This window comes from Ectobacillus sp. OTK, from assembly GCF_059698935.1.
In genome coordinates, this window is record NZ_AP048547.1 from 938,202 (window position 1) to 963,499 (window position 25,298).

Here is a 25,298-nt window from a genome sequence, read left to right on the forward strand (position 1 = left end):
ATAAGGAGTACCCGAGAGTGTTGTAAACACAATTAGGATACTCCTCTGTAACTTATATTTATATACATTTAAATAATACTAAAAAAGAAGAAAAGTCATATATGGACAAAATATGTTATATTACTTGTTGTATCATCAAAAAATACATATATAGGAGTGTTATTGAATGAAGAAAGTATTTATTGCACTAGCTGCAGCCAGTGTCCTCACACTTTCTGCTTGCGGTTCTTCCGAAACAATTGTAAAGACGAGTGCTGGAAACGTAACAAAAGAAGAATTCTACAATGCAATGAAGCAGAGCGCTGGTCAAGGTATTCTTAAGCAGTTAGTAGTTGAGAAAGTTTTCACAAAAAAGTATAAGGTAAGTGATAAAGACGTAGATAAAGAATTCGATAATGCGAAGAAGCAATACGGTAACCAATTCGAGACTCTTCTTGCACAAAATGGCATGACGAAAGATACATTCAAAAAGGAAATTCGTGCGAGTCTTGCACTCAAAAAAGCGGTAGCTGCCACTCTTACCGATAAAGAGTTAAAGGCGAACTATAAGCCGGAAATTCGTGCAAGTCATATTCTTGTAGCGGATGAAGCAACTGCGAAGAAGGTTAAGGATTTACTTAATCAAGGTCAATCATTTGAAGAGTTAGCGAAGCAGTATTCTACAGATACAGGGTCTAAAGACAAAGGTGGCGATTTAGATTATTTCGGTCCTGGCAAAATGAATCCAGAATTTGAAGCAGTTGCTTATAAGCTGAAAAAAGGCGAAGTGAGCGATCCTGTAAAAACACAATACGGGTACCATATCATCAAAGTAACAGACATTAAAGAGTTGAAACCTTTTGAACAAGAGAAAGAAAAGATTAAAGATCAGCTTGTAAAACAAAAAATGCAGGATTCTACGTTTATGAACGATTTTGTAGATAAAGAACTTAAGAAAGCGGATGTTAAAATAAAAGATAAAGATTTAAAAGATGCATTAAAACCTGCCGAGCAGCCAGCGGGACAGTAAAAAATAACAAAGATCCTTATTCAATTCAGCACAAACCTGAGTTCGATATTCAATTGAACTCAGGTTATTTCATTTCTTCTGAAACCGTTCGGTATTGTAAAGGTGAATGTACCGTTTACCAGCTTGAATGACGGTTTCTTTTGTTTCAAAGCAATGTAAGTACGAGAACCTCTTAAAAAGAATAGATTTTTTCCTTAACCCTAGCTTACTTCGTCCGTTTTAAGTGTCTTTGCAATATGAACAAATAAAGCTAGGATACCAATAAATCCTCCTGCTGTAACAATTATCTCCATAAACAAAATGTCGCTGGGCAACATAATTCCTCCTCTATTTTTTGTTCTCATACCTTAACGAAAGTCCTAGGTTTCATTACCTTACTGGTATAAACATTAATTTTATAAGCTATACGATCGAGTACTCCATTGAATAGTACTGGTAAGTGCTTAAATTTTTGAAATGTATAATATATCTTAGGTATATTATACACTTTATATTAAACTTCAATAATATCAAATTATATTAACTACATGCATGTAGCTTCGTTAACAGCATCCCTTTTATAACGGGGTAGCACGCACATTTTAACGTTTTTATAAGCTAAGAGATTCTCAAAACCTATAGTATTTAAGACTTAAAAAATCCAACCTAAAATGTGATGAAAATATCTTTAAACCTCTATCAAAAACCATCTCTAAAGCAAAATCTCAATTAAAATCAGTAACATGGTTTCTGATATTACGGGTTACATGATTTAAACCCAAAAAGCGGTAGCGAAAGTACTTGGACTATCAGACGTATAGTAAGAATAGGATAAAATAAGAGAAGATAGACGGTGGGTGAAGAGATGGGAACGTATGTAATCCCCTTCATGGCAACAATCTTTGCTTTGGGAGGATTGTTGTTAGGTGGAACGGTGGGAGTGATTACGAAACAAGTAATAGAAGAAAAAATGTATAGTTTATATGCATTTTGTGGTGGGATTTTAGCGGGATTACTCTTCTTGGAGCTTATCCCCGATACTTTTTCAGAACATTCTCCTGTTGGTCCTGTATTAGGGATAGGGGTCGGCTTTTTATTTATGATACTTGTTCACACATACTTTCATGGTCATAAATCAAGTGGGACAAATCAGCAAGCTTTACAAACCTTTTTATTTTTATCACTGGCTATTTGTATTCATAATATCCCTACAGGGATGGCATTTGGATCTGCTTTAGTCCATAATAATGAATCGGCATCTTCGTTATTGCTTGCTATTATTTTTCATCATATTCCAGAAGGATTAAGTCTTATGATACCATTTCTATTTACTCAATCTAAGCTTACATCGTTTATTGGAACAATTCTTTTATTATCCGTTGTATTAGGGATAGGAACAATATTAGGGGGATTTGTACAAGAGGATTCAAAACATTTACAAGGTGTTATTATGGGAAGTGCTATAGGAACGTTGGGATACGTAGCTATACACGAAATACTGTGGAAAGCCAAACAAAATATGAACTTACTTTCCTTTAGCATCTTTGTATCAGCAGGTTTAGTCATTGTACACATATATATCAAATACTTTATGCATCATTAAAAAAGAAAGAAATCCTTATAGTGTAAAGCTCAATGATTTTATCTTTTGGATTTTTTCTTTTGCTTGAACAAATGAATTATTAAAGAAAGAAACTAATCTGATTAACAAGCATACTAATAGGCCTAGTCCCAGCGTTAGCGCAATCAGGAGCAAAGTATTTTTGTACAGGGCTTTTTAAAACTAAGTAAGTTCATATATTTTTACAAATTAATCGATTATTGGTAAATTAGAATGGAACTTTCTTGTTAAACCCTCTATCTGCATGACCGTGTTCTTTTTTTATTCGAACACGGTTTTTTTGCGTTCAATGTAAACTAATGTTTAAAAGTCTACATTCAATACGAAAAGCCATGTTCCCAATGGGGGAGAGAACACGGCAAGATGGATGAAAGATGATGGCAACAGCCTTTCCCTTCTAATATCCTATACATACAAATCTTTGGAACCTATCGTTCCTTCCAAATGAATGGTACAATGAGGGGGACATGAAACAAATTTGTGAAATGACAAATATATATAAGGTCTGTTTTGCAAAGGAAGTTGGTGGAAGAAAGCTAAGCGAATACTTAGGACTTTAATCCAGTATCATTCTTCAACGATCGGGCATAATTTTCAACTAATGGTAGATCGATAAAAAATAGAGCATTAGGGTACTGAGATTGATGACAAAAAGATTTTTACTTTTTAGAAACATATAGTTTTTTAAAATTATCAATCGTTGCTAGATAAACGTCTTTTATATCGTTAATACTATACATTTTAAGGTTTGCTTGAATCCATGGTTCATCAACCCCAGCTTTTTCAAGGTTTTCTTTGAATAATTTGCCGTCATTAATAAGTACTAATGGAATGTCGACAGGTTTAGCCATAAGTTTCATGTCCTTCGGTGTCACGGGATTATGAGAATCATATTTCATTACACTTAAGTGTCCGTTTGGTTCCAAAATACAATACCTTACTTCTGAAATATCGAAAATTTTCTTTACTCTGAGCTCTGACAGTAACAAGTCAATATTGATAAATTGTTTCTTTAGATTTTTCCTCACGATCTTCCCATCATCAATTAACAGCAAAGGTTTTCCATTAAAGAAAAGAGAGAAAGACCTGTTTTTTAAGGAGATTATGCTAAGCGTAGTATGCCAGAAGAATAGAGTTAACAATGGAACGATTGTTCGAGTGAACGTGACCTTTCCGTCCAATAAGGGAGAAACTGTAATCGCTCCTAATATCCATATTAAGACAAAATCGTATGTTGTTAATTGATTAACTGCCCTTTTTGTCACAAATCTTCCAACAAGAAATACGATTATACCTATGATGAATGTTCTAAGCGTATATCCGAATAATGTGATGTCCTCTATTTCGCCGAAAACTTGGGGCATTTTAATCCTCCCTTTGATTTATGTATAATTCTTTTTTGGGAGTAAGCATTCCAACGTACACATTTTGAATGTTTGAGATGTTGTATTTTCCTAGCTGCTGATACACCCAAGATATATCTAAATTATTTCGTTTTAACTCTTTTTGATCGACTTTACCTTCATAGATAAGGAGTTGAGATAATTCGTTTGGAGTTGTTTGAATTGCCATCATCGATTTTGTAACAGGCAGTTCATTGTTGTTGATTGCGACACTATAATCTCCAGTTGCTTCCGCTACCAAATAATCGACTTTTTCAAGGTTAAAAGCTTCTTTCTCCCTTATGATTGAAAACATGTTATCGATCGTCAGTTTAGATTTCTTTAAGTTTTCTTTTATAATTTTTCCTTTTTTCACAATGATTGTCGGAGTTTGTGAAACAAAGGATGGGAACTTATAATATCCATATGAAACGAGCAACATAATCGCTGTATAAACAAGAATGATTGCGATAGCATCGATCGGTCTGGAATCAGGCATAACCATCCTTGATGCAGCGATATGACTGATTCCCGCAGCCATTAAAAAATTATAAGACGTAATAATACCCGGTTGCTTAACCCCCATAACTCTGTCGGCAGCAAAAAGTACAAAGTATAAGAATGAAGTCCTAAGAAATTGCTCGAGAAAGCTTAATTCTTCAGCTTTTAAGAAAACATCATGAAAATCCATTAAATCCCTTCCCTTACGTAGATATATGATTAATTTATAATTTTTAAGCTTCCCATTTGGTTAAAATATTATAATTCAAATTCAGTGAAAGTTGGCAATAGGCAACAATAAATAGATTTCAGTAATTCCCTTGTTTTTGGGCAGAGGTTGGCCGGGGATGTGGGGGCAGAGTCCGCTACACAAGTGTGTAGAGTTATAGAGTAAGAGCAATACAATGGACGGATGATCTGGCGGTTCAGCTCGTATAATTGCTCGTTCAAGTCGATAGCCCAAATCTTGCTTTTGGTCTATCGGCTTGGCGAGAGAGCCACAACGAGCCGAAAAAAATTGTGCAAGGACAACGGAGAAAAAGAAATGGCGATAGCCATTAGGCGACGATTGAGGAGCCGGCTTTTTCTTTGTTGAGGGTGGAGATTTTTTGAGTGGGGTTCTCAAAAAATACTACCCATTCCTTGCACAATTTTTAGGCTATATTGTGTGTTTGAAATTTTATAAAAAGGATTGATCAAACTATCACTTGCGGAGTGAAAAAGAGTATATAACTGGCGGTTTTCAAGGGGCATCGAGCCCCTTGCTGTTAGGCAGCCAAATCCCTAATGGGATCCTTTGGCTGCCTACGCTCCCCCACAGATCATTCCTTCCTTTGTTCTCGAACAAAGAAAGGGGATGAATCAATATGGAAAAAATTTATGAAATTCAACGAATCAAACGGGTAAGAGTAAGTGTAGAAGTTGAGGTGAAGACGATTCGCACTCCATCTGATGCTGCACGTATCGCAACTCAATTCATTGGTGATGATGACAGAGAGATGTTCCTAGTCATGTGTCTGAACACGAAAAATAATGTGGTTGCTGTTCACCGTGCTCATGTAGGCTCACTGAATTTCTCGCTCGTCAGCCCGCGTGAGGTAGTGCGCCCATAAGGGCATTTAGAAAATCTGCTTTAGCAAAGCAGTAGGGAAATATCACATTCTTTACCCTATCATCATGGATCTATGTCAATAGAATGGACACGTTAAACAGAGAGAAATAGCCGATTTTATGCAGCTGCTTGTCTCTGGTTAGCATAATATTGTGCTTCAAACTCGCAGGGCGAGACATATCCCAATGCGGCACGGCTTAGCTTTCGGTTATAAAAACATTCAATGTACTCAAAAATGGCTTGTTTTCCTTCGGTTCTCGTCTTAAACTTCCTTGGGTACAGCCACTCTTTTTTCAATAAGCTATGAAACGATTCGATTACCGCATTGTCATAACAGTTTCCTTTTCGACTCATGCTCACTTCTATCTCATGTGCCTGAAGGAGCGCCTGATAGTCATTTGAGGCATACTGGCTTCCACGATCCGAATGATGCAGGAGGCTTCCTTGTGGCTGCTCTCTGCTAATTGCACGCTGAAATGCTTGTATCACAAGTTCTTTTGTCATGCGGGAGTCACAGGCCCAACCTACAATTTTACGTGTGTACAGGTCCATGATGCTCGCAAGGTACAGCCAGCCTTCGCCTGTCTCCACATACGTAATATCCGCCATCCAAACCTGATTTGGCGCTGTTGCCGCAAAGTTCTGGCCCAGCACATTGTCATGTACCTTGTAACGGTGGTTACTGTTCGTTGTTGCCTCTTATATTTTCGTACCGTAATGGAACGCAGACCTTCCCTGCTCATAATGCGTGCCACCGTCTTCTGTGACACCTTGTTTCCCTTCTTGCGTAGTTCCTGTGTAATCTTCGGACTCCCATAAATTCGCCCTGACTGTAAATACTCGTTTTTCACTTGGCGGACCAGTTCTTCTTTCTTTTTTGCCCGCTCGCTCTTTGGACGCTTGAGCCAGGCATAGTAACCGCTTTTGGATACACCTAACAATTGACACATCTTCACAATGCGAAAAGCATCCTGGTGCTCATGGATGAACGCATACTTTACTTCTGATCTCTGCTGAAGATGCCTAGCGCCTTTTTTAGGATTGCCAACTCTTCCTCAAGTTCTGCATTACGACGGCGCAGCTTCACTACTTCTTCTGTTTCCGGCTTCAGATTTCTTGAACCTACAAAGCTTGTTCCATTACTTTCTTTGTACTCCGTCACCCAACGGTATAACGTCTTATACGTAATGCCTAATTCTTTTGCCACTTGGGCAGTTGTTTTGTTCCCCTCCAAGCATAGCTGAGCTACTTGCCTCTTATACTCTGCATCATATTTTGTCTTTGTCATCTGGACACCTCGAACTTTTTTGCTATTGTTTATTATAAACTCTCTGTTCGACCTGTCCATCTATTAGACTATCATCATCAGCCAACTTATCCGTAAGGGAAACCAAGCGGGGAGTGTAGCATGTTGGAAAAGCCGTAAGTTGTCTAGTTACCAAGACACGACTGAATGACGAGATGAAAATTCATAGACAAGGATGAAGGCTGGATTGCTTGAATGATAGCTCAAGGAGGACTACGCGGACCTTCAGCGGGAGGTAACGATTTACGCTGTGTTGAAGTATGCATGTTTCTTAAAAACCTCGAGAAACATGGAGTGATACTGCTTCGTCCGTCTTCTATAATGGAAGAAAAGAGTGAAAATCACATCCGAAACTATGAAGTGCTATGTTTCTAAATGTCTAAACGGGGATTGCCTAAGTCAGAACGCTGTAAATACAGCTATGCATAATGCCCAATAAGGTGATAAATTTCAAGCTAAAAGGCAAGAAAGATGATGCTGAATATCTGATAAGGCAACGGAGTTCTCGTAGTAGTCCGAAATAGGGAAAGCCTATTACATGGCGAAGGAGAACAGTTTATCTAGTTTAATACCAAATTGGGAAGGAGCGTGAGGCTCTATGAGAAATCCAAAAGTAGTATTAAGAAATCTAACTTCCAGAGCACAAAACGAAACATACGTATTTGAACAGCTGTATCGAAATCTATATAATACCGAGTTTTATTTAGAAGCCTATGCCAAACTCTACCTAAATAAAGGAAATAACACAAAGTAATTCAACATATTCTTTTATCATACCTCATAAAATAAACAAGGAAGACATATAATGGACCCAAGAATCTAGACACGAAATAAGGAGATGTTAAAGTAGATTTATGAAACCAAGAAACAGATACACATCAGAATTCAAATCTCAAATCGTGCTAGAAATCTTGCGTGAGGAAAAAACGCTAAACGAAATCGCCTCCACGCATGGGATCCATGTGAATCAACTTCGGCAGTGGAAAAAATCTGTTGTCGAACAGATGCCACAGCTGTTTGGTAACGAAAATAAGAAACTGGAACAAATAAAAACACAATATGAAGAACAGATTGAGAGTTTATATGCCGAAGTCGGCAAACTAACCACGCAATTGTCGTGGCTTAAAAAAAAATCTGGCATTAAGGACTAGAGAAGAACGATTGACCATGATTGAATGGGAGGATGCTGAGTTGCCACTCAAAACGCAGGCTGAGCTGTTGAGTCTCAATCGCTCTAGCTTGTACTATAAGCCCGTAGGGCCCTCGCCGGAGGAAGTTGTGCTCAAGCATAAAATAGACGAAGTCTACACCAAATACCCGTTTTACGGTTCTAGGCGCATCGCCATTCACTTGCAGTCTCAGGGTCTCATCGTAAACCGGAAAGCTGTACAGCGACACATGAGGGAGATGGGGATCGCGGGTATTGCGCCTGGTCCCAATTTAAGCAAGCGGAACCACCAACACCGTATTTACCCATACCTCTTGCGTCATCTCGTGATTGATCGTCCAAATCATGTCTGGGGCATTGATATTACGTATATCCGCCTACAACGAGGCTGGTTGTACCTTGTCGCTATTATCGACTGGTATTCTCGTTATGTCGTGAGTTGGGAGCTAGACCAATCTCTTGAGATCGACTTTGTCTTGGTAGCTCTCCATAACGCTTTACGGCAACAGCGACCTGTCATTATGAACAGTGACCAGGGCAGTCATTTCACTAGTCCTCAGTACACAGATGTACTAAAAGAAAAAGAGATTCTCATCAGTATGGATGGTAAAGGACGTGCTTTGGATAATATCATCACAGAGCGTCTCTGGCGTACTGTCAAGTATGAAGAGGTGTACTTAAAGGGCTACGGCAGTCCGAAGGAAGCTCGTAAAGAGTTGACGAACTATCTGACATTTTACAACCATGAGCGACCACATCAAGCTCTGAACTACCAGACTCCAGCCTCTATTTTCCTCATGTAGAGAAACCATATCTCTTTCTCTATAAATCTTTCTTACGGGCTAACCTCTCCCTGTTCTTTCATCTCTTGACAGGCTAGTCCCTAAAGAAAGACAATACTTTGTAAGAATAAAGCTCGGTGGGAACTCCCCCTATGCCAAACCAAATTCCTCCTCTTGGCAGCTATCTAAGTAGAACCCCCTCGGTCTACACCACCTTAATTTCTTAAAATCCGTGTCTTGACGATGGGGTCCACTTTAACAAGCCTTTAGGGAGGAATAAATGTGGAGGGTATAGATGTTCATTTGAGGAATCATTTTCGTTACTGATGAAGAGAATTCTATTAACTTATTTTGGCACAGTATTTGGTGCCTTTTTACAAGGTATGTCCATGTCCTTGTTTTTGTTTCCACACTCTATACCTTCCGGAGGAGCTGCAGGTTTGGCTCTTCTGATGAATCATTGGTTCCCTTTATCCCTCGGCTTTTCCTTGTGGTTAGCAAATGTTGTTTTCTTATTTTTCGCCTTGAATTATTTCGGATATTCTTGGACGATTCGAACCATCATTTCGGTTGCAACCACCTCGACTACCATTAGCATTCTAACTCCTATGGTTGATCTTCCACATGTACATATAGCACTAGATATTTTTGGGGGAAGTATTCTTTTTGGTATTGGAGTAGGTTTACTGATTAAAGTAGGAGCCTCAAGCGGCGGAATGGTCATTCCAGCACTCATGATTGCCTCCTATAAGAATTGGAGTCCTGGAAAAGTTATGATGGGCATCAACCTTTTTATTTTTCTATTAACTGCCCTTGTCATAGATTATCAAATTGTGATTTATGCAGTAATTTGCCAACTCCTCTCGACTAATATCATTGATTTTATTTACGCCTTTAAATTTCAAAGAATTCGCGCCCTATCTGTAAATTTGAGAAAAAAATGAGAAGATCCTAATCAAAGGATCTTCCTAAAAGTGTAGACAAACCCTTTTTCAAAAAGTTATATGAAGAGGAGACTTTGTTTCTTTTTCATTTACATATTTAGCTGTTTACTCCAAAGAAAAACAACATATATTGACTAGTTAGCAACTACAAAAAACGGCTGTTGACTTTGTCAATAGCCTGAACAAGCGGTACTCGAAAGGACTGCTTGTTGTATTTTGGATTACTCATAATAAGAATTTAGGTTCTGGCGCAAACACTTGGGAGAGATATAAAGAGACGAGAAATCCAAGTAGTAACTTAGGTGGTTATTACTTGTTCTTCCTGTTATCCTCTTCTTTAGAATGATTTGCTGTCTGGAGTTGCCTTTCTAATCCCTCAAATTTTGCTGCTTCTTTTTTAGATAAACGAATAAGCAATCTAACCACCATAAATGAAATAATTGTAATGATAAAAAATGTAAGGACAGCTGGAATATACTCTGTTTTATCCTGTGGAAAATATAGATATTCCATCATGCGTAATTCCCCCTATTATAATTAACTTTTATGAAAATTAGGTAGTTATTCAATTTTACCATCTTCTGGATGTATTTGATATATTAAAATATATTATATACGCTATGTAGGGGGATACTGTATGAAACGAAATAAAATGATTTTAACAGCAATTTGGCTCATAATTGCAATATTAATGTCAAACCTCTATGTACAAATAACACAGTCCATTATCGTCTTCTTTATTGCGATGTGTGTGTATAGTATAACTATTTTATATGCTATCAGAATACTCATTCATTTTATAAGAAGCAATAAAAAAGGGACATATATTTAAAATGGTTTTAATATGATTTTCTGAAGAATAACCTATAGGTTATAGATTGTCGATACCTTCTATTCAAAGTGAAAATTTGGGTAGGGGGTGTCATGTATGTTTTAAATACAATCTAGAGATGATTCATATTAATGTTGGATAAAATTCTCTACATACAACAGCATTAATACTAATCCTCCGCCAGCCAATAACAAGAAACTGAATACACTCATCTTTTTCTGTGCTTTTAATAACATTTCGTTCACGGTTACGTACCCCAATGTTCCAATTGCAAGTCCCATCAGTACACCATTTAAATGAATATGATCGCTTCTTACCACACTGCCGAGTACAGTTCCAACTCCTAATACGAGTGATAATAATGTAATCGTCAAAAGAAAATATACAATACGAAACTGAGTAAATAAGAAAGGTACCGCTAGCGCAAGTCCCTCCGGAATATGATGAATAACAGCAGCAAACAAAAGGGGGATTGCTGTGTCAAAGTTCTTCATGGATATACCGAATGCTACACCTGTCGGAACATTGTGGATATAGATTGCAAGAGATAAGAATAGAAAGGATCGCCACGCTTCACCTTCTCTTCCTTCTTGACTGTGTGAATGATGAAAATGCATATGAAGCAGTACCATCAACAAAATCCCCATACTTACCCCAAGTAAGAGCCCAGTCTTCTCATATTCAGAGAACGTCTCTGGAATGAGTTCAAAAGTAAGTAACCCCGCCAACATTCCTCCGCAAAAGGCATACAAACTATACATTTGATTGGTCACCATACTTCGAGCTGTTATACCCACCGTTCCTCCTACTAACAACCCGCCAAAGGCAAGTGCAGCTGTCATAATTGGTAATATTATACTCTCCATCTAGGTACCCTCCTTCCTATTCCATCTTTTCCATATGTATGTGTAATTCATCGGGAATAGTCATGGTACTCGCATAACAGAAATTTCCCTGTTGATTGGATAAGTAGAATCTCATAATTTCTACTGGGGAGACAAATAACAGGACAAATCTGATGATAGTATTTTTAAAGAAGATTTATCGTTTTGGGATGCTGCAAAATTTTAGCTTGATGGCTATGTTTTTTTGGTATTGAAGATAATTTCATGGAAAGCAGGAGTGGTTAGGCTTATTTAGGTAGAACATATTTGATGAAGTAAGAATTTACAATACAGTAGCATACATCAAGAGAGCAATTTGCAACCAAATCTATAATGGCATTTGGTTGCTTTTTTATTTAGATTTTAGAACATGTACGGAAAAGTTAGACTCTTTTGTAAGAGTTCGATTGCTTAGAAATTAATTTCTTTTATACTTAAATGGAAGTATACAAGGTATTCCGAAAGTAGGATGAGTAAAATGAGTAATGATGAAAACAAAGCATTATTAAAAATTCTGGGACCGCTGGAATTTGAGGTGATGAAAGTGATTTGGTCTAAAAAAGAAGTAACGGTTCAAAATGTGTTAACAGAATTAAATAAACAAAATGACTATGCCTATACCACTATTATGACAATCATGACTCGATTAGATAAAAAAGGGATTCTCACACGTAGTAAGTTAGGAAAAGGATACGTATATAAGCCTTCTTATAGTCCAAGCGAACTCATTCAGCAACAATCCTCTGAACAAGTGGAACGTCTCCTTCATCATTACGGAGATGTTGCTATTACACAGTTTGTAGATGCTGTTGGCCATAATCCTAATCAACTTCACAAGCTGAAAGAACTCATTCAAAAATTAGAGCAGGATGAAAAATAATGTTTCGATTCTTTCAAATCTCAAATCGATACGTTTTATGGTTGTTGGGTGTAAGTACTCTAATTATCGGATTTTTCCCTACTCTACATTCTCGCATGATGCCGAGTTGTATGTATTGGATGTTGGAATGCTTTAATATGCAGCATAATCACTTTCTTACATTTACCTCGATTACCTTAGGGGTGCTCTTTGTATGTTCCATTGTGTACTTTTTACGTCTGGCTAAAAAGACGAAAACATTTATCACTAAATTAAATTTACACAGAACAGGTTGTTATGAATCAAATGTACTTGAGGTTTTTCAACAAAAATATGCTGTACAGGTTCAGGTTGTAAATTCTGCTCAACCTTTAGCTTTCACGTATGGATTCATGTATCCTCAAATCTTAATCAGTACCAGCTTAATCGACTTATTGCAGTCACATGAATTAGAGGCTGTATTGGAACATGAGTATTATCATTATCGAAATAGAGATCCATTTAAATTGTCAGTATGCTTTAGTGTAGCACGTGTATGTTCCTTCTTACCTATCTCCCGAAAGTTGTATGAACGCTATAAGATGGAAAAGGAAATAAAAGCAGATACCTTTGCGATTCATAAGGTAGGAACGAAAGCTGTTGCATCGGCATTATACAAATTACTGACAAGCGTACCGTCTTCACTTGCCACGGTACACTTTCAAAATCATTCTTTTCAAGATACGAATACCAGAATTGAAGTTCTTTTAACAGGATCATATAAACGTCCATCCATTTCCCTGTTAGAGTGGATGAGGTCTATCGCTTATATTCTTTTTATTGTTTTCCTCATAGGATGTGTGTCATTTTTGTGAAGGTTGTCTCTCCGATCAGTGTTTAAATACTACAAACGTGTAGTATGAGATTGACTGGATGTTTTACATCTACTACAATTATGTAGTAGATGGTCAGTTTACCATCTGTATGACCAGATGATGGAGGAGAGAAATGATGAAAAAGGTTCTTTTAGGTGCATCATTTATTGCATTAATGGCGTTTGGTGGAACTGCTTTGGCTGCTAGTCCAGCTGAATCCCAAACTACGACAGTTCAAGAAGATTGTATGGCGATGAGTATGCAAGACTGTGCAAAAATGATAAAAGATTGTATCGCTAAAGGTATGAGTGTGACAGACTGCATGAAAATGATGAAGGACATGCTGCAATAAACGATGTAAATTGCCAGTAAAAGCAGTACCAGATAAAATTACAACAATACATCAGGGCATAAGGGCTGGTTATTTATGAACCAGTCCTTATCTGTATGACCTGTTTATTCAGTTGTTGTCGGTTATCAATTCCTATTTATGTGAGATGATTGATGCTTGGTCTAGATGAAAGGGGAACAAATATGTTATATGTAATCAGTCTAGGGATTGTGTTAGTACTAACTGGATATGTTACAATTACGGCCCATCGTGTAAAACAACAGTTATCGAATATGACTGCTATGATGATTGCAATGGCTGTTTCCCTGATGTCTAGTGTATTGGTTGGGACCATATTCGGAGTCATTATGAATGGGAAATTAACGACTCCTGTCATGATTGCGGTATTGGTAGGTATGATAATTGGATACAGTATCGGGCGTCCGTTCGGCCTGCTTGCTTCTTTAGATGGAGTCTTATAGGAATTATGGGAGGTATGATGGGTGCCATGTTAGGGACGATGGTCATCTCTCAAAATCCATACCAAGTAACTTTATTTATGGATGTGATCTTTATAGTGGTCACGGTTCTTATACCGTAATTAATCCACCAAGAAGCAAAACCAATAGAAAAAAGTACTCCATCATTTCAAAAAAATCCTGTCTTGAAGCCTATTTTGTATACGGTGTCTTTTTTGTTTATTGGACTAGTGGTGTTCTTCCAACCTGTGTCTCAATACATACAAGAGCTTACAGGTACGACAAATACAGAAGCTTCAGTTGACGACACAACTTCAGAATCAAAACCTGTGAAAGCAGAACAAAAACAAGGATACCAAGAAGCCATTGTAACTGTCGAACAACTTGGATACAAAAACGAGAATATAAAAGTGAAAGTAGGGGTACCTGTTAAACTCCGCTTTCAAAAAGATTATAAAGGTGGATGTTTATCTCACTTAATCATCAAGGATTTTAATATAGAAAAGAGCCTAGATGAAGGAGACAACATCGTGGAATTTACACCAGACAAAATAGGAACATACACATTTAATTGTGGGATGAATATGTTTACAGGAAAAATTATTGTGGAAGCATAGATCAAGTAAGCGATAAAGAGAGGATATAACCTGAAGAAAGAGTTGGGAGCTAGCTCTTTCTTCAGGTTAATTTATCTTACATCGCAAAATTACGACAATCTTTTGCACACATCATGGCACAATCTTGAAGAGATTTCATGGTTTTTGCATGCATTTGTTGAGTATCTGGTCTATATTCCATCAATATACCCCCTTTTGTTATTGGACAACCAATAACAAGGTATGTTTACTGTGATATAGTTAGACCCTTATACAGCAACTTTAAGGCTTAATATAGAATCACAGATATTTTAATTTCCGATAATTTTAATAAAGTTTTAGGTACATGGCCTGAACTCTCTCTTTATAAAATAGTGACTATCCAAGATATATAAGCTTTGTAACCTGATAAGGCAAGTGTGATTGCGATGGGTACAAAAGAAGGCATATTCTTGTCTACAGACTACAGCAATACATTCAAATTATTCTCCGATAATAGGAAAATCTACGAAACTAAGAATGAAATTCATGTGTTCAGAAAATAGTGACTTTCTGAACAAGATAAAAAACAAAATAAAAGGCTACCTGAAAAGGCCATAGCCATCAACTTAAGAAAATGCATAAAACATATAAAATTAGGACACCCTTCCATGCAGTACTGCATGGAAGGGTGTCCTAATTTATGTCTACAAATAAGTGCACACTAGCTGAAGAGTTACGCATACTCGGCGAAGAATTCCGAAGAAAATTCTCCACTACACATTTACAGGAACTCGCACATCAAACAGGTATGATTCAACGAGAACGAAAATTTCGAGCACAAGATCTTGTTTCTTTATGTGTCTTCCTCGGTCAGACTGTCAGCTCTGAATCTTTAGTTCGTCTTTGTACCCGGTTGAATGAAGCTACTGGTATCTGTGTATCTGCCGAAGCGCTGAATAAGCGTTGGAATGACCGTACTGTACAATTTCTAAAGGAGTTGTTTCTTCATGCTTTCCGACAAAAAGTTTGTCCAGTCATTCCAATCACGAATTATTTTAAGAGAATTCGTATTTTAGACTCCACATCCTTTCAGATTTCTTCCGCCTATGCCGCAACCTATAAAGGGAACGGAGGCGGTGGATCGGAAGCAGGAGTGAAAATTCAGCTGGAGTACGAACTTCTTTCTGGAGAATTCATGGAGGTTGAGGTGAACCATGGAGTCAGCAGCGATGCAAAACATGGACAAGAGCGGACAAAGACACTAGAAGCTGGAGATCTTGCACTTCGTGACCTCGGGTTCCCGATCTGGAGCATATGACAGAGATTGGAGCTTATTACATATCGAGAGTTCGTTGGAACACACAAGTCTATCAAAAAGGGGAAGACGGAAACTGGATTCTTTTAAACATAGAAGAATTGACCAAAGATTTACAAGAGGGAGAGACATTAGAATTGCCAGAGGTCTATATTGGATTTGAGTACAAGCACCAAACAAGGTTGATTATGTATCGTCTTACACAAGAGGAATGGCATAAGCGTTTAGCACACCATAAGAAAACAAAAAAGAAGATGCCGAAGGCTGCGAGCCGGGTTAATCTTCTTATTACAAACAGTTCTCCTGAGAAGCTGCCAGCTACGGAGGTATACACCTTTTATTCCTTACGATGGCAGATAGAAATCCTCTTTAAAACATGGAAATCTATCTTTCGAGTCCACGTCGTGAGGCCGATGAAGTTGGAGCGGTTTCAGTGTCACCTGTATGGACAACTTCTGCGCTTATGTCTTGTGGCGAGCACTACATATCAGATGCGAAGGCTTCTATGGGAGAAACAACAAAAAGAAATGAGTGAGTTTAAATGTGCATATATGATACAGATTTATCTCGCAAGGATACACGCCGCACTGTTCTGCACCTTCCAACATCCTATTTCAGTGCTTACCAGGCTCTTTCAAGATGTGTGTAGAAATGGGAAAAAAGCACGGCGGCATCGAAAAACAACGCCGTTCGAAATCCTAGGCTTAATAGAAAGATCAACGGCTCAGCTTCCTGCCGTCGCATAAAATGCGCCAGAAGGAAACTGTATTTGAGTATGCCCAAAATACAGGATTTTACTCAGGTCCCGTAAAAAAGCGCATCCGATGCCTCTAGCATCGGATGCGCTTTACTAAAGTTGATGGCTATGACCTGAAAAGGAGCCTTTTATTTACAAACTAGCGACATATAATTCTGGAGAAGTTACTTCAAATAATAAAGAAAGTTACAGTTTGAAACAAAGTTAAATCGTTTATAAAAAAGATGAACCGAAATATCTTAATTCTTAATAAAAAAGGGATTTCGGTTTTTCTTATTGCACTAACGAGGGCAGGTTGATGAGCATGAGGCGCTATCCCTTCTATGATTTTATTCACCTAACTCGTCTTGATACACTCCATGGACTGTATAGCCTGATAAACATCGCTTAATGTTTGAACCCAAATGAATTCAATATTATTAGGAGTCTCTTTCATCTGATTGGCTGCTGGAGCAATAATTTTTTTAATTCCTGACTGTTTTGCTACCCTTACTTTTTTCAAAAAGTAAGGAGTTTCTGTGACGATACCCATTATATTTACATTGCCGCAAACAGCTACATAATCAGGTAATGATAAAGCGTGTTTTGCTAATATAGCAGATATTATGATTGCAAGACTTAATCCCTCTAGTTTTACGCTTCTTTGAATTCCTTCGATTTCAATGTAATATTTTCCATTCAAACGTAATCGATTTAAAGCGGCCTCAACAGGCAGAATATCAAAATTATCATTCCATACATTAGGTATGTTGATATCGATGTATTCTAAAGGCTGCACATCTGAATAAATTTGAAATATTTTTCCGATGCTGTCCTTGTGCATACCTAACACTTTAATTTTCCCCGGACAAGGAGCAGAATAAAGGTCTTTAACTATTTTTGGTGCATTATCCAATTGTTCTTCCAATGTACGAGAAATTTGAAGTGCTTTTTGAACATGCTCTTGATGAACAAGAGGTGCACTGGATTGAACAGCGATATCCCCAGAGGCCCGTATAAGTCCGCCTAGTTCACGAAATCGTGTGGTTAGCTTATTGGAGTGAGGTGACATTTCTTTTGCCCGCTCAATGACTGCCTCGACAGCTTCACGGGTGAAATGGGGTATTTTCTTATCCCTGCGGACTTCTTGTGCAACAAACTGAGCCAATTTATAGCGATTATCATCCGTATCATCCATTGTTGTATTCGTATAAATCTCATATCCGTATCCGCGAATCCTTGAACGCAGTGCAGGATGAATCTTTTCCACATCAGGTAAGTTGCCCGCCAAAACCATAATGAAGTCACTTGGGACAGGTTCTGTGCGGATCATTGTTCCACTGGAACCTGGAGAACGTCCAGTGATAGCTAGTTTTTTCTCTTGAAAGGCAGTAAGCAAGGCTTGCTGTGATTCTATTGAGAGAGTAGATACCTCATCAATGAAAAGTACACCATGGTGAGCGAGATGAATAGCACCCGGTTCAACCAAACGATGGGGCATGGCTTCTAAGCCACCCGATTGATAAGGGTCATGACGTACATCTCCTAGAAGTGCCCCTGCATGTAATCCTGTAGCATCTACAAACGGTGCTTGTTTTTGGTTTGAATGGCTTACCAAACATTTGGGTATTTCATCGGCAGGTTGGATTTTCCTTGATTTTGAGAACCAATATAAAAGTACTACCATGATTGTCCCAGCTATGATGTATACTGGATTATTTCGAGTGAAGTAGTAGAAGAGAGAAACAAACATAGAAACTAGGTAAGCAAAGCCTATCACCCAACGAAAAGAAGCAAAGTTTACCTGAGCTTCTTTTTCACGCTGACTAATGTATGTTTCTGCTTCACCTGCAGACAGTCTTCTAATTTTGGGAACGTTTCTCTCCCTACCTCCTGTTTCCACGATGATGTCTTCTAAGGTAGAAGCAGGCAACAGCTTAGCCATTGCCTGTCCCAGCATGCTTTTTCCTGTTCCCGGCTCCCCGATCAGCAGCACTGAACGTTTTTGACGAGCAGCTAGCTTGATGATTTCCACTGCATGATCTTGTCCAACTACTTGATCGATAAGCTGAGCAGGAACAGAGAGCTCTTCTGTCGTGGTAAAGTCTTTTATCAGATTAGAATTAGCATCATTATCTTCTAGAAAAGGAGCTATATAGTTTTCATAGATGGTTTTTACTTTTGGCGAAGTGTCTTTTTTTATGAGTTCTAGTATAGGAAGAAGCTCTATGCGTTCTTTATACTTTTCAAAAAACTTGATTGATGTCATCGCTGCTGTTTGGCGAACATGCTCAGAAGAGTGGGAAAAAGCTTTTTCCCACAGATTCCATACTGCGTCAAAGCTAGTTTCGGCTGCATATGTAATCCCTTTCGCTACACCTTCCCTCACATAAAGTGTTTTATCATCAGCCAGTTTAAACCAAGTTTCCGCTACTTTGTCAGCCTTTTCCGGCAAAAACCTTCCTATTTCCCTGCCTGCCAAGTAGCGTAACACCCAACGAGAATCATTGCGAAAACCATATAATAGCGAAAAAAGCTGTTCTGGATTTTTGTTATAAAAACGAAGAAACATAGAAATCGTCTGTTCAAGTGCTAGTACTTGTCGCTTCTTGGCAAAACGGTTCATCACGATAGAGAAAAATTGAATTAAAATATGATTCAATGAAAAAACCACCTTAATGGCATGGAATGAACATTAACGAATGTCGTAATTCATGAAGCGTATCATGAACGGGAGCGTAACCGGAAAAAAGAGTGGTATAAAGTACGATACCCGCTAAAATAGCAACCACGGTTAATTGCATCGGGAGTGACAAAAAGATATTTTTAAAACCTGTTTTCTTGGTATGTTCAAATTTATACGACATGAGTACGCTCTCCTTCCGTTAGTCGATTTGCTTTTTTCAATCGTGTCACACCTATACCTAAAAGCATTCCAATTATAATTATAAGTATCAAAAATGCTAATGTTTTCATTTTGACAAACATTGGAGGATGGAATGCTTGCACTTCAACCTTCATTTTCTTTTCTGAGATCACAGAGTTTGTCTTCGGATCGATGAGGGAAATGGTTACTTGATGTTCTGCTCCGTCAAAAAACTGCATGGCAAATTTGTATGATCCGTCAACAGAGCGACTGTTCATAGATAAGATGTGTGCCCCATCTTCTAATCGTACTGCCTGAAAACGCACTTCAAAAGGCCCTTGTTCTTGCGTTTCCAATTTCCCTTCAAAAGTGAAGGGCTCTCCTACACGGGCATGATAGCCTTCTGCACCTCCTACATGTGATTCGTGGGCGAATGCAGCGGATGACATCGTCAGTATAAAAATGAGAACCAAAGCTAATATGAATTTAGATCGCATGTACGTTCTTCCTCCTTTTCGCCAATACAAATCCGGCAATGAATCCAAATAGAGCTAGAGAAACAATGAAAATAATCGCTTTTTTTACTTCGACCGGATTTTCATGGATATTGATGAGAAGTTCATGAGTTCCAACCGATTTACCTTTCTCGTCCATGACTTCTACTTTCATTTGATAGTCGCCGCGAATAGGGAACATGTAGTCAAATGAAGCTTTCCCATTTTCCACAGAAAAGGTGGAATTTATTAATTTTGTACCTTCAACCATGGGGAAATCTGTTGGCGAGAAAAATTTTCTCTCTGGGCTACTAAGAACAATATGCGCGGAGCCGTTTTGAATATCCGGAAGCGTTAGCTCTACTTTAGCGGTATCCAAATCAGGCCGTGCTTCTTTACCCTGTCCATTTTTTACTTCAACTTGTACTTTTTCTTCCGCCATTATCGATGTGAGCGGCATCATTGATAGAAACATTATAAAGGCGAATACACTTATGAAAGTCGTTCTTATCATTACAATCTTTTCCTCCATTCTGAAAAATAAAAAACACCTTCTACAAAAGTGCAGAAAGTGCAAATAAAAGCTAAAAAGGCCAGAAAAAGGCCCAAAAAAGCTCTTTATTTCACCTCCCCTATCCTCGTAGGCTTACTTGTGATAACAAGAAAAAGGCAGGTCTCCTGACTTATGGATCAAACGCATATTACTGAATAACACATTCAGTTTGCATAAGCCTTCCCATTTTGCACAGTGACTTACGCATGCTCTCCAATTACAGTGGCGGGACCGTGTCGGATTTGCACCGTTCTTCCCTTTTAAGAAACACCCTCGGTGTTTCACCTTTTCCCAAATATATTTAACTTTTAGATAAATCATGATAATTATAATCGATATTTTACTTACTGTACATGGTAGTAAGAAGAAACAATTGCAGGGGGATTATCCACATCGCCATCAAGGTAAACTAATTAAATACCCCCAAAACGAAAAAATGCGTTATTCTTTCTCTATCACCATGGAAAGGATGGCACATTTTGTATGATGTGTTCTGTATCTCAAGAATTACCTTCTTTAATCCTATGTTGTCGTTTATATACGAATTTTGATAAACTGACACTGCCTTCATATAAGAGTAATACTTGTCCTAATCTTCCCAGGTTGGTTGACGCTTTGGATTGCTGTGCTAAGCGATACAGGTGCTGCGCTTCTTGTGATTCTCAACAGTATGTGTTTGTTACGGAACAAATAAGTTTGTATGGGGCTACCTCGTAGCTCCATACCTTACATAAAAAAACAACAGGGAGAAAGGGATTCCTATGAAAAAAATGCGTGTAAATGGACTGCTTATGCTTGTTTTCATGATTACAATCTTAGGAGCATGCAGCGGTAGATAAATTAAGAGACCTGCTGAATTGGGAATTAGAAAAGTTCTCATACACAGGTCAGAATGGGAAAAATTTTGGTTCTTCTGACTTGAAAGAAAAGGTCTTCTCTGATTTTATCTTTACAAGCTGCCAAACAGTTTGTCCGCCTATGACAGCCATTATGTTTTTCCGAAATGCCGTAATGGTCACCATACATAATGATAACGGAGTTATCATATAAGCCAGATTGCTTCAAGTAGTTAAAGAACTCTTGTAAAGATTTATCTAGATAACGCGTAGTCTGGAAATAATGGTCAACCGAACCATCTCCCGTTGTAGCAGGTTCAATTGTTGCTTCGTCCTTTTCAATTGGGAAAGGAAAATGGTTAGACAAAGTAATGAACTTTGTGTAGAAAGGCTGTAGTACAAAAGCCCGTTATCGGAAGTTACAAAGATACATCTACTTCCCTTGTTTTTTGGATGAAGCGGTTTTCTATTTTGCACCATAAAAGATAACAACCTACTCCTATTACAGCACCGATTGTGTTGAGGATTACATCGTCAATATCCATGCTTTTGCCCTCTCCAATTCCAAACACAAACTGCCCATAACTTTCCAAAAACTGAATGAGTTCAATTCCAACTGTACAAAGGAATGAATACCAAATAGCTTGTTTAACGTCTCTTAACCACTTGAAATACAACATAGTAAAAGCGAGCGGTGTAAGCATAATTCCGTTTCCAAAGATTTGGTATATTGCAGACGGATTATATGGCAGTGTTTCTATCATTCCTTTAATAGGTATCAGGTTGACTGAACGTGCCAGCATTCCCTTTACCTGTTCTACTGTGTAATGAAAATGTGAATAAAAGAGACTGATTTCTACTGTATTATGGTACAACAAACAAATATATACCGAAAAACAAATCCCAATTAGCCAATCCAATACATTCTGAAGAGTTGTATGCCCTAACAGAACAATCAAGCAGATTGTGATAATAGCTAAATTCAGCATAGTTTGCAATGCAAGCATCATAGAATTAGAACCGAGATAATGCAATATATTTGGTACAAACATAATAAGTGGTATTCCTAACAATACATACTTTTTCATAGCGTTCTTCCTAAGCTCCCTTTTACTACATATACAGCACCTCCCTTCTGTTCTGAAGAGGAGGCTACTGTCATAGCTGTTTTCTTCCGTATTTCCGCACAAAATATTCCAACTAGGGGTACCGCCACTTCACCATCAAGGTAAACTAATTAAATACCTCCAAAACGAAAAAATACGTTATTCTTTCTCTATCACCATGGAAAGGATAGCGCATTTTTGTATGATGTGTTCTGTATCTCAAGAATTACCTTCCTTAATCCTATGTTGTCGTTTATATACGAATTTTGATAAACTGACACTGCCTTCATATAAGAGTAATAAAGGTATACTTACAAGAATATCTGATAGAAAATCTGGTGGCGTAATCAAAATTGAAACGACGATTAGTATGAAGTAGGCATATTTTCGGATTTTTTGCAGACGGTACGGATTGATAATCCCTAAGCTTGTTAAAAACATAATGACAACGGGTAGTTCAAACAGAAATCCAAAAGGCAATGTCATGTGAAGCAAAAATTGAAAATATTTCTCCGTTGTAAAGAACGTATGAAACATGTCGTTTGATAGCGACATTAAAAAATGTAGTACAAGAGGTAATAGAATATAGTAACCAAAACTAATTCCTAATACGAATAAGATAAATAGTGCTGGAATATAAGCGATTGTAACTTTACGCTCTTTTGGTGTTAATGCCGGACGTACAAACAGCCATGCTTGGTGCGCACCAACTGGTATAGTTGCTGCAATGGCAACGACACTGGCAATCATGAAATAAACGATTAAGATATCACTTGGTCCTAGCAATGCTAGCTTAAATGGCAAATCTTTGACTAACACACGGTAAATATCTTGAACATATACAAATACCATCACTAAAAACAACAGAAAGACGAGTAAAGTAATGATAATGCGTTTGCGCAGCTCCTCGAGGTGTTGAACTATGTGCATGTCTCGATTTTCCAACCTAATCACTCCATGAAAAAGGAGATGTAAGACGAATCTACATCTCCTCTTAATTTATTTAACTTATTTTTCCTTTTTATTAGATGTCTCTTCATTTAGATCATCTGTCACAAGCTCTCTAGTAGACTTTTTAAATTCCCTTAAAGTTGAGCCGAATGCCCTTCCGATTTCCGGTAATTTAGAAGGGCCGAAAACGATAAGCACGAGTATTAAGATGAGTATTAATCCTGGAATTCCGATACTTTGCAGCATATTCTCCTCCTAGTAGTTAAATCTTGTAATCCTTTTTTAGACGTTTATTTTCATTTTTAGAATGGTTTAGGCTAAAAAATCGTTTATGTCAATATTTTTACCTAGACTTTTTAAACCTTGATTAATTTGAACTATCGTTGCAAATCTCGGTCGATAACCCGGATCTCTACATAGTTTCCCGATCGTACTTCTACCTACATTCGACGCTGTTTCTAACTCAAATCGAGTTAAGTCTTTTTGTGCATCCATCCATTTACCGAACTTACTCCTTGTTCCCTTAACAGGCAATAACATTGACACTCCCTTTTTATTCATTTTAGCAGCAGCCAGTACAAACCAGATTAAGAATGCAATTTCACTCAAAGTTACTACACTTCTAAACCCTATTATTTGTATCCCTTCTTTAAAACTTAACAAAAAATGCAGTAAAGTACATGATTAACAGTCCGATAGTGAACCCAGAAAGGTTTAACCAAGAGACAGAAGGTTCCTTATGTGTTCTATGATCTTGAATAAGCATTTTCGTAATGACATAAATGACTTGTAAAATTGCACCTGCTCCAATTCCTAAGAATAAAGCGCCAAAAATTGGAGAGAAAATGAACCCGCCGAACCAAGTACCAAGAATGGCAGGTGCGCCAGCAAGTGCGCCAAGAATGAAGAAGTCTTTTACACTAGGCTTGGTTTTTAAAAGCGGAGCGGCTATCCCGATTCCTTCTGTAATATTATGCAGAGTAAAACCGATAATTAAAAAGGTTCCCAATGCTGCCTCTCCAAGAGCAAAGGAGGATCCAATCGCCAGCCCTTCTCCAAAGTTATGAAGCCCAATGCCTATTGCCATGAGAAGTGATATTTTAAAAGGTGAGTAATTTTTGGATTCTCCCTTTCTTTGCTGATACTGGTCAAAACCAATTAATAGTAAAAAGGTAAGAGCTGCTCCTATGATAACTACCATATTTCCTTGAAATACAGAGGGAGCTTCGGCACCAATTTCAAATCCATCAGCAAGTGTTCCGACAAACAGGAATAATAAGAGGCCAACAGTGAGCGCAAGGATAGCATTAATCCATTTTCGCTTAAAGCGTTTCATAAATGGATACCACAATAATCCTAGAGTGATAGGGACAATTCCGACATAGAACCCGATAAAACCATAGTTTAAAAAGCTGCTCCAGCTAGCTTCAGGAGTCAAGGTTGCCGCAGCGATTTCTCCTTCTACTACAATACCGTTTTCAGTGATAAGTTTAATGACATGGGGATCTCCCTCAACCCATGGATAAGGGATAGTTACTTTCCCTTCCTCGAACCGTTTGAGCGTAGGATCAGGTGAGACACTAAAATTCCAAACTGAATCATTTACAATCACTTGTGAAATCGTAAGTGTTTCCGGACCAGTGTTACTGACTGAAAGTTCAAAACCTCCATTTGTTACTTTAATTCGTTCAATATTCAATACTTCAATAGGTGCAGCAGGATCTTTTTCTATTCCTGCTCCTTTTATTAACACCCATGCTAATACTCCTATCAGCATTACTAAAGGAATGAAACCCGAAATAATCCATTTTGCCTTCATTT

23 protein-coding genes, 5 pseudogenes and 1 riboswitch are annotated in these 25,298 nt (G+C 37.9%); of the genes and pseudogenes, 13 read left to right on the forward strand and 15 right to left on the reverse strand.

Features of this window, described 5'->3' with window-relative positions; all coding sequences use genetic code 11:
• Window positions 1-166 precede the first annotated feature (166 nt).
• Together prsA and AC6HZ4_RS04645 are read left to right on the forward strand one after the other, a co-directional pair.
• A complete protein-coding gene (gene prsA / locus AC6HZ4_RS04640; protein ID WP_497493850.1) occupies window positions 167-1,009 on the forward strand; it encodes a peptidylprolyl isomerase PrsA in 843 nt (280 codons plus the stop codon).
• Between the two features lie 844 nt (window positions 1,010-1,853).
• A complete protein-coding gene (locus AC6HZ4_RS04645; protein ID WP_497495599.1) occupies window positions 1,854-2,591 on the forward strand; it encodes a ZIP family metal transporter in 738 nt (245 codons plus the stop codon).
• A gap of 677 nt (window positions 2,592-3,268) precedes the next feature.
• Here AC6HZ4_RS04645 and AC6HZ4_RS04650 read toward each other — a convergent pair.
• Window positions 3,269-3,973: a DUF421 domain-containing protein gene (locus AC6HZ4_RS04650; protein ID WP_497493851.1), complete on the reverse strand. Its 705-nt coding sequence runs from the start codon at window positions 3,971-3,973 to the stop codon at window positions 3,269-3,271.
• A 1-nt stretch (window position 3,974) separates the two neighbouring features.
• A complete protein-coding gene (locus AC6HZ4_RS04655) occupies window positions 3,975-4,682 on the reverse strand; it encodes a DUF421 domain-containing protein (protein WP_497493852.1) in 708 nt (235 codons plus the stop codon).
• A gap of 676 nt (window positions 4,683-5,358) precedes the next feature.
• Here AC6HZ4_RS04655 and AC6HZ4_RS04660 point away from each other — a divergent pair.
• A complete protein-coding gene (locus AC6HZ4_RS04660; protein WP_497493853.1) occupies window positions 5,359-5,604 on the forward strand; it encodes a JAB domain-containing protein in 246 nt (81 codons plus the stop codon).
• 116 nt (window positions 5,605-5,720) lie between these two features.
• On the opposite strand, the pseudogene AC6HZ4_RS04665 reads toward AC6HZ4_RS04660, so the two are convergent.
• A pseudogene (locus AC6HZ4_RS04665) lies at window positions 5,721-6,891 on the reverse strand (IS3 family transposase).
• Window positions 6,892-7,507: 616 nt separating this feature from the next.
• Between AC6HZ4_RS04665 and AC6HZ4_RS04670 the strand changes: the two are divergent.
• The 3 genes and pseudogenes from AC6HZ4_RS04670 to AC6HZ4_RS04680 all read left to right on the forward strand — a co-directional run.
• A pseudogene (locus AC6HZ4_RS04670) lies at window positions 7,508-7,660 on the forward strand (maturase); the annotation flags it as partial.
• 103 nt (window positions 7,661-7,763) lie between these two features.
• Window positions 7,764-8,880 (forward strand): IS3 family transposase gene (locus tag AC6HZ4_RS04675; protein ID WP_497493854.1). Its coding sequence is split into 2 segments (ribosomal slippage): window positions 7,764-8,035 and window positions 8,034-8,880, totalling 1,119 coding nucleotides; the frame shifts between segments, so codons are not numbered across the junction.
• 305 nt (window positions 8,881-9,185) lie between these two features.
• Window positions 9,186-9,803: a YitT family protein gene (locus AC6HZ4_RS04680; RefSeq protein WP_497493855.1), complete on the forward strand. Its 618-nt coding sequence runs from the start codon at window positions 9,186-9,188 to the stop codon at window positions 9,801-9,803.
• 309 nt (window positions 9,804-10,112) lie between these two features.
• Here AC6HZ4_RS04680 and AC6HZ4_RS04685 read toward each other — a convergent pair whose 3' ends face one another.
• Entirely contained in the window at window positions 10,113-10,319 is a 207-nt protein-coding gene (locus AC6HZ4_RS04685) for a hypothetical protein (protein WP_497493856.1), read from the reverse strand.
• A 444-nt stretch (window positions 10,320-10,763) separates the two neighbouring features.
• The gene (locus AC6HZ4_RS04690; RefSeq protein ID WP_497493857.1) at window positions 10,764-11,501 is read right to left on the reverse strand and encodes a ZIP family metal transporter; all 738 of its coding nucleotides are present in this window, start codon (window positions 11,499-11,501) and stop codon (window positions 10,764-10,766) included.
• A gap of 496 nt (window positions 11,502-11,997) precedes the next feature.
• Here AC6HZ4_RS04690 and AC6HZ4_RS04695 point away from each other — a divergent pair, with 496 nt between their 5' ends.
• From AC6HZ4_RS04695 to AC6HZ4_RS04720, 6 genes and pseudogenes are all read left to right on the forward strand, one after another.
• Window positions 11,998-12,399 (forward strand): BlaI/MecI/CopY family transcriptional regulator, encoded by a 402-nt coding sequence (locus AC6HZ4_RS04695; protein ID WP_497493858.1) that lies wholly within the window; start codon window positions 11,998-12,000, stop codon window positions 12,397-12,399.
• Complete coding sequence (locus tag AC6HZ4_RS04700) at window positions 12,399-13,232, forward strand: M56 family metallopeptidase (protein WP_497493859.1); 834 nt, start codon at window positions 12,399-12,401, stop codon at window positions 13,230-13,232. Before AC6HZ4_RS04695 ends, AC6HZ4_RS04700 begins: the two co-directional genes overlap by 1 nt.
• Window positions 13,233-13,365: 133 nt before the next feature.
• Entirely contained in the window at window positions 13,366-13,584 is a 219-nt protein-coding gene (locus tag AC6HZ4_RS04705) for a hypothetical protein (RefSeq protein ID WP_497493860.1), read from the forward strand.
• Window positions 13,585-13,766: 182 nt separating this feature from the next.
• The gene (locus AC6HZ4_RS04710) at window positions 13,767-14,045 is read left to right on the forward strand and encodes a hypothetical protein (RefSeq protein ID WP_497493861.1); all 279 of its coding nucleotides are present in this window, start codon (window positions 13,767-13,769) and stop codon (window positions 14,043-14,045) included.
• A gap of 212 nt (window positions 14,046-14,257) precedes the next feature.
• The gene (locus AC6HZ4_RS04715) at window positions 14,258-14,659 is read left to right on the forward strand and encodes a cupredoxin domain-containing protein (RefSeq protein WP_497493862.1); all 402 of its coding nucleotides are present in this window, start codon (window positions 14,258-14,260) and stop codon (window positions 14,657-14,659) included.
• 661 nt (window positions 14,660-15,320) lie between these two features.
• Window positions 15,321-16,681: pseudogene (locus AC6HZ4_RS04720) on the forward strand (IS4 family transposase).
• 348 nt (window positions 16,682-17,029) lie between these two features.
• On the opposite strand, the gene lonB reads toward AC6HZ4_RS04720, so the two are convergent.
• From lonB to AC6HZ4_RS04740, 4 genes are read right to left on the reverse strand one after another with little or no spacing between them, the layout of a single operon-like run.
• Window positions 17,030-19,333, reverse strand: coding sequence for an ATP-dependent protease LonB (gene lonB / locus AC6HZ4_RS04725; protein ID WP_497493863.1), 2,304 nt, complete (start codon window positions 19,331-19,333; stop codon window positions 17,030-17,032).
• Between the two features lie 13 nt (window positions 19,334-19,346).
• Window positions 19,347-19,538: a CbtB domain-containing protein gene (locus AC6HZ4_RS04730; protein ID WP_497493864.1), complete on the reverse strand. Its 192-nt coding sequence runs from the start codon at window positions 19,536-19,538 to the stop codon at window positions 19,347-19,349.
• Window positions 19,528-20,034: a hypothetical protein gene (locus tag AC6HZ4_RS04735; protein WP_497493865.1), complete on the reverse strand. Its 507-nt coding sequence runs from the start codon at window positions 20,032-20,034 to the stop codon at window positions 19,528-19,530. The genes AC6HZ4_RS04730 and AC6HZ4_RS04735 overlap by 11 nt, the downstream gene beginning before the upstream one ends.
• On the reverse strand, window positions 20,024-20,506 hold the full coding sequence (locus tag AC6HZ4_RS04740) for a hypothetical protein (protein WP_497493866.1): 483 nt from the start codon (window positions 20,504-20,506) through the stop codon (window positions 20,024-20,026). The genes AC6HZ4_RS04735 and AC6HZ4_RS04740 overlap by 11 nt, the downstream gene beginning before the upstream one ends.
• Window positions 20,507-20,682: 176 nt before the next feature.
• A riboswitch (cobalamin riboswitch) is annotated at window positions 20,683-20,888 on the reverse strand.
• 457 nt (window positions 20,889-21,345) lie between these two features.
• Here AC6HZ4_RS04740 and AC6HZ4_RS04745 point away from each other — a divergent pair.
• Window positions 21,346-21,577 (forward strand): annotated as a pseudogene (locus tag AC6HZ4_RS04745) (SCO family protein); the annotation flags it as partial.
• Here the strand turns inward: AC6HZ4_RS04745 and AC6HZ4_RS04750 are convergent.
• The 6 genes and pseudogenes from AC6HZ4_RS04750 to AC6HZ4_RS04775 all read right to left on the reverse strand — a co-directional run.
• A pseudogene (locus AC6HZ4_RS04750) lies at window positions 21,569-21,814 on the reverse strand (sulfatase-like hydrolase/transferase); the annotation flags it as partial. The pseudogenes AC6HZ4_RS04745 and AC6HZ4_RS04750 sit on opposite strands and share 9 nt — an antisense overlap.
• A gap of 25 nt (window positions 21,815-21,839) precedes the next feature.
• Window positions 21,840-22,508, reverse strand: coding sequence for a VanZ family protein (locus AC6HZ4_RS04755; RefSeq protein ID WP_497493867.1), 669 nt, complete (start codon window positions 22,506-22,508; stop codon window positions 21,840-21,842).
• Between the two features lie 237 nt (window positions 22,509-22,745).
• The gene (gene tatC, locus AC6HZ4_RS04760; protein ID WP_497495600.1) at window positions 22,746-23,456 is read right to left on the reverse strand and encodes a twin-arginine translocase subunit TatC; all 711 of its coding nucleotides are present in this window, start codon (window positions 23,454-23,456) and stop codon (window positions 22,746-22,748) included.
• Window positions 23,457-23,534: 78 nt separating this feature from the next.
• The gene (gene tatA, locus AC6HZ4_RS04765) at window positions 23,535-23,723 is read right to left on the reverse strand and encodes a twin-arginine translocase TatA/TatE family subunit (protein ID WP_410778034.1); all 189 of its coding nucleotides are present in this window, start codon (window positions 23,721-23,723) and stop codon (window positions 23,535-23,537) included.
• Between the two features lie 66 nt (window positions 23,724-23,789).
• The gene (locus AC6HZ4_RS04770; protein ID WP_497493868.1) at window positions 23,790-24,086 is read right to left on the reverse strand and encodes a transcriptional regulator; all 297 of its coding nucleotides are present in this window, start codon (window positions 24,084-24,086) and stop codon (window positions 23,790-23,792) included.
• Between the two features lie 40 nt (window positions 24,087-24,126).
• Window positions 24,127-25,296, reverse strand: coding sequence for a ZIP family metal transporter (locus AC6HZ4_RS04775; RefSeq protein WP_497493869.1), 1,170 nt, complete (start codon window positions 25,294-25,296; stop codon window positions 24,127-24,129).
• Window positions 25,297-25,298: the final 2 nt, after the last annotated feature.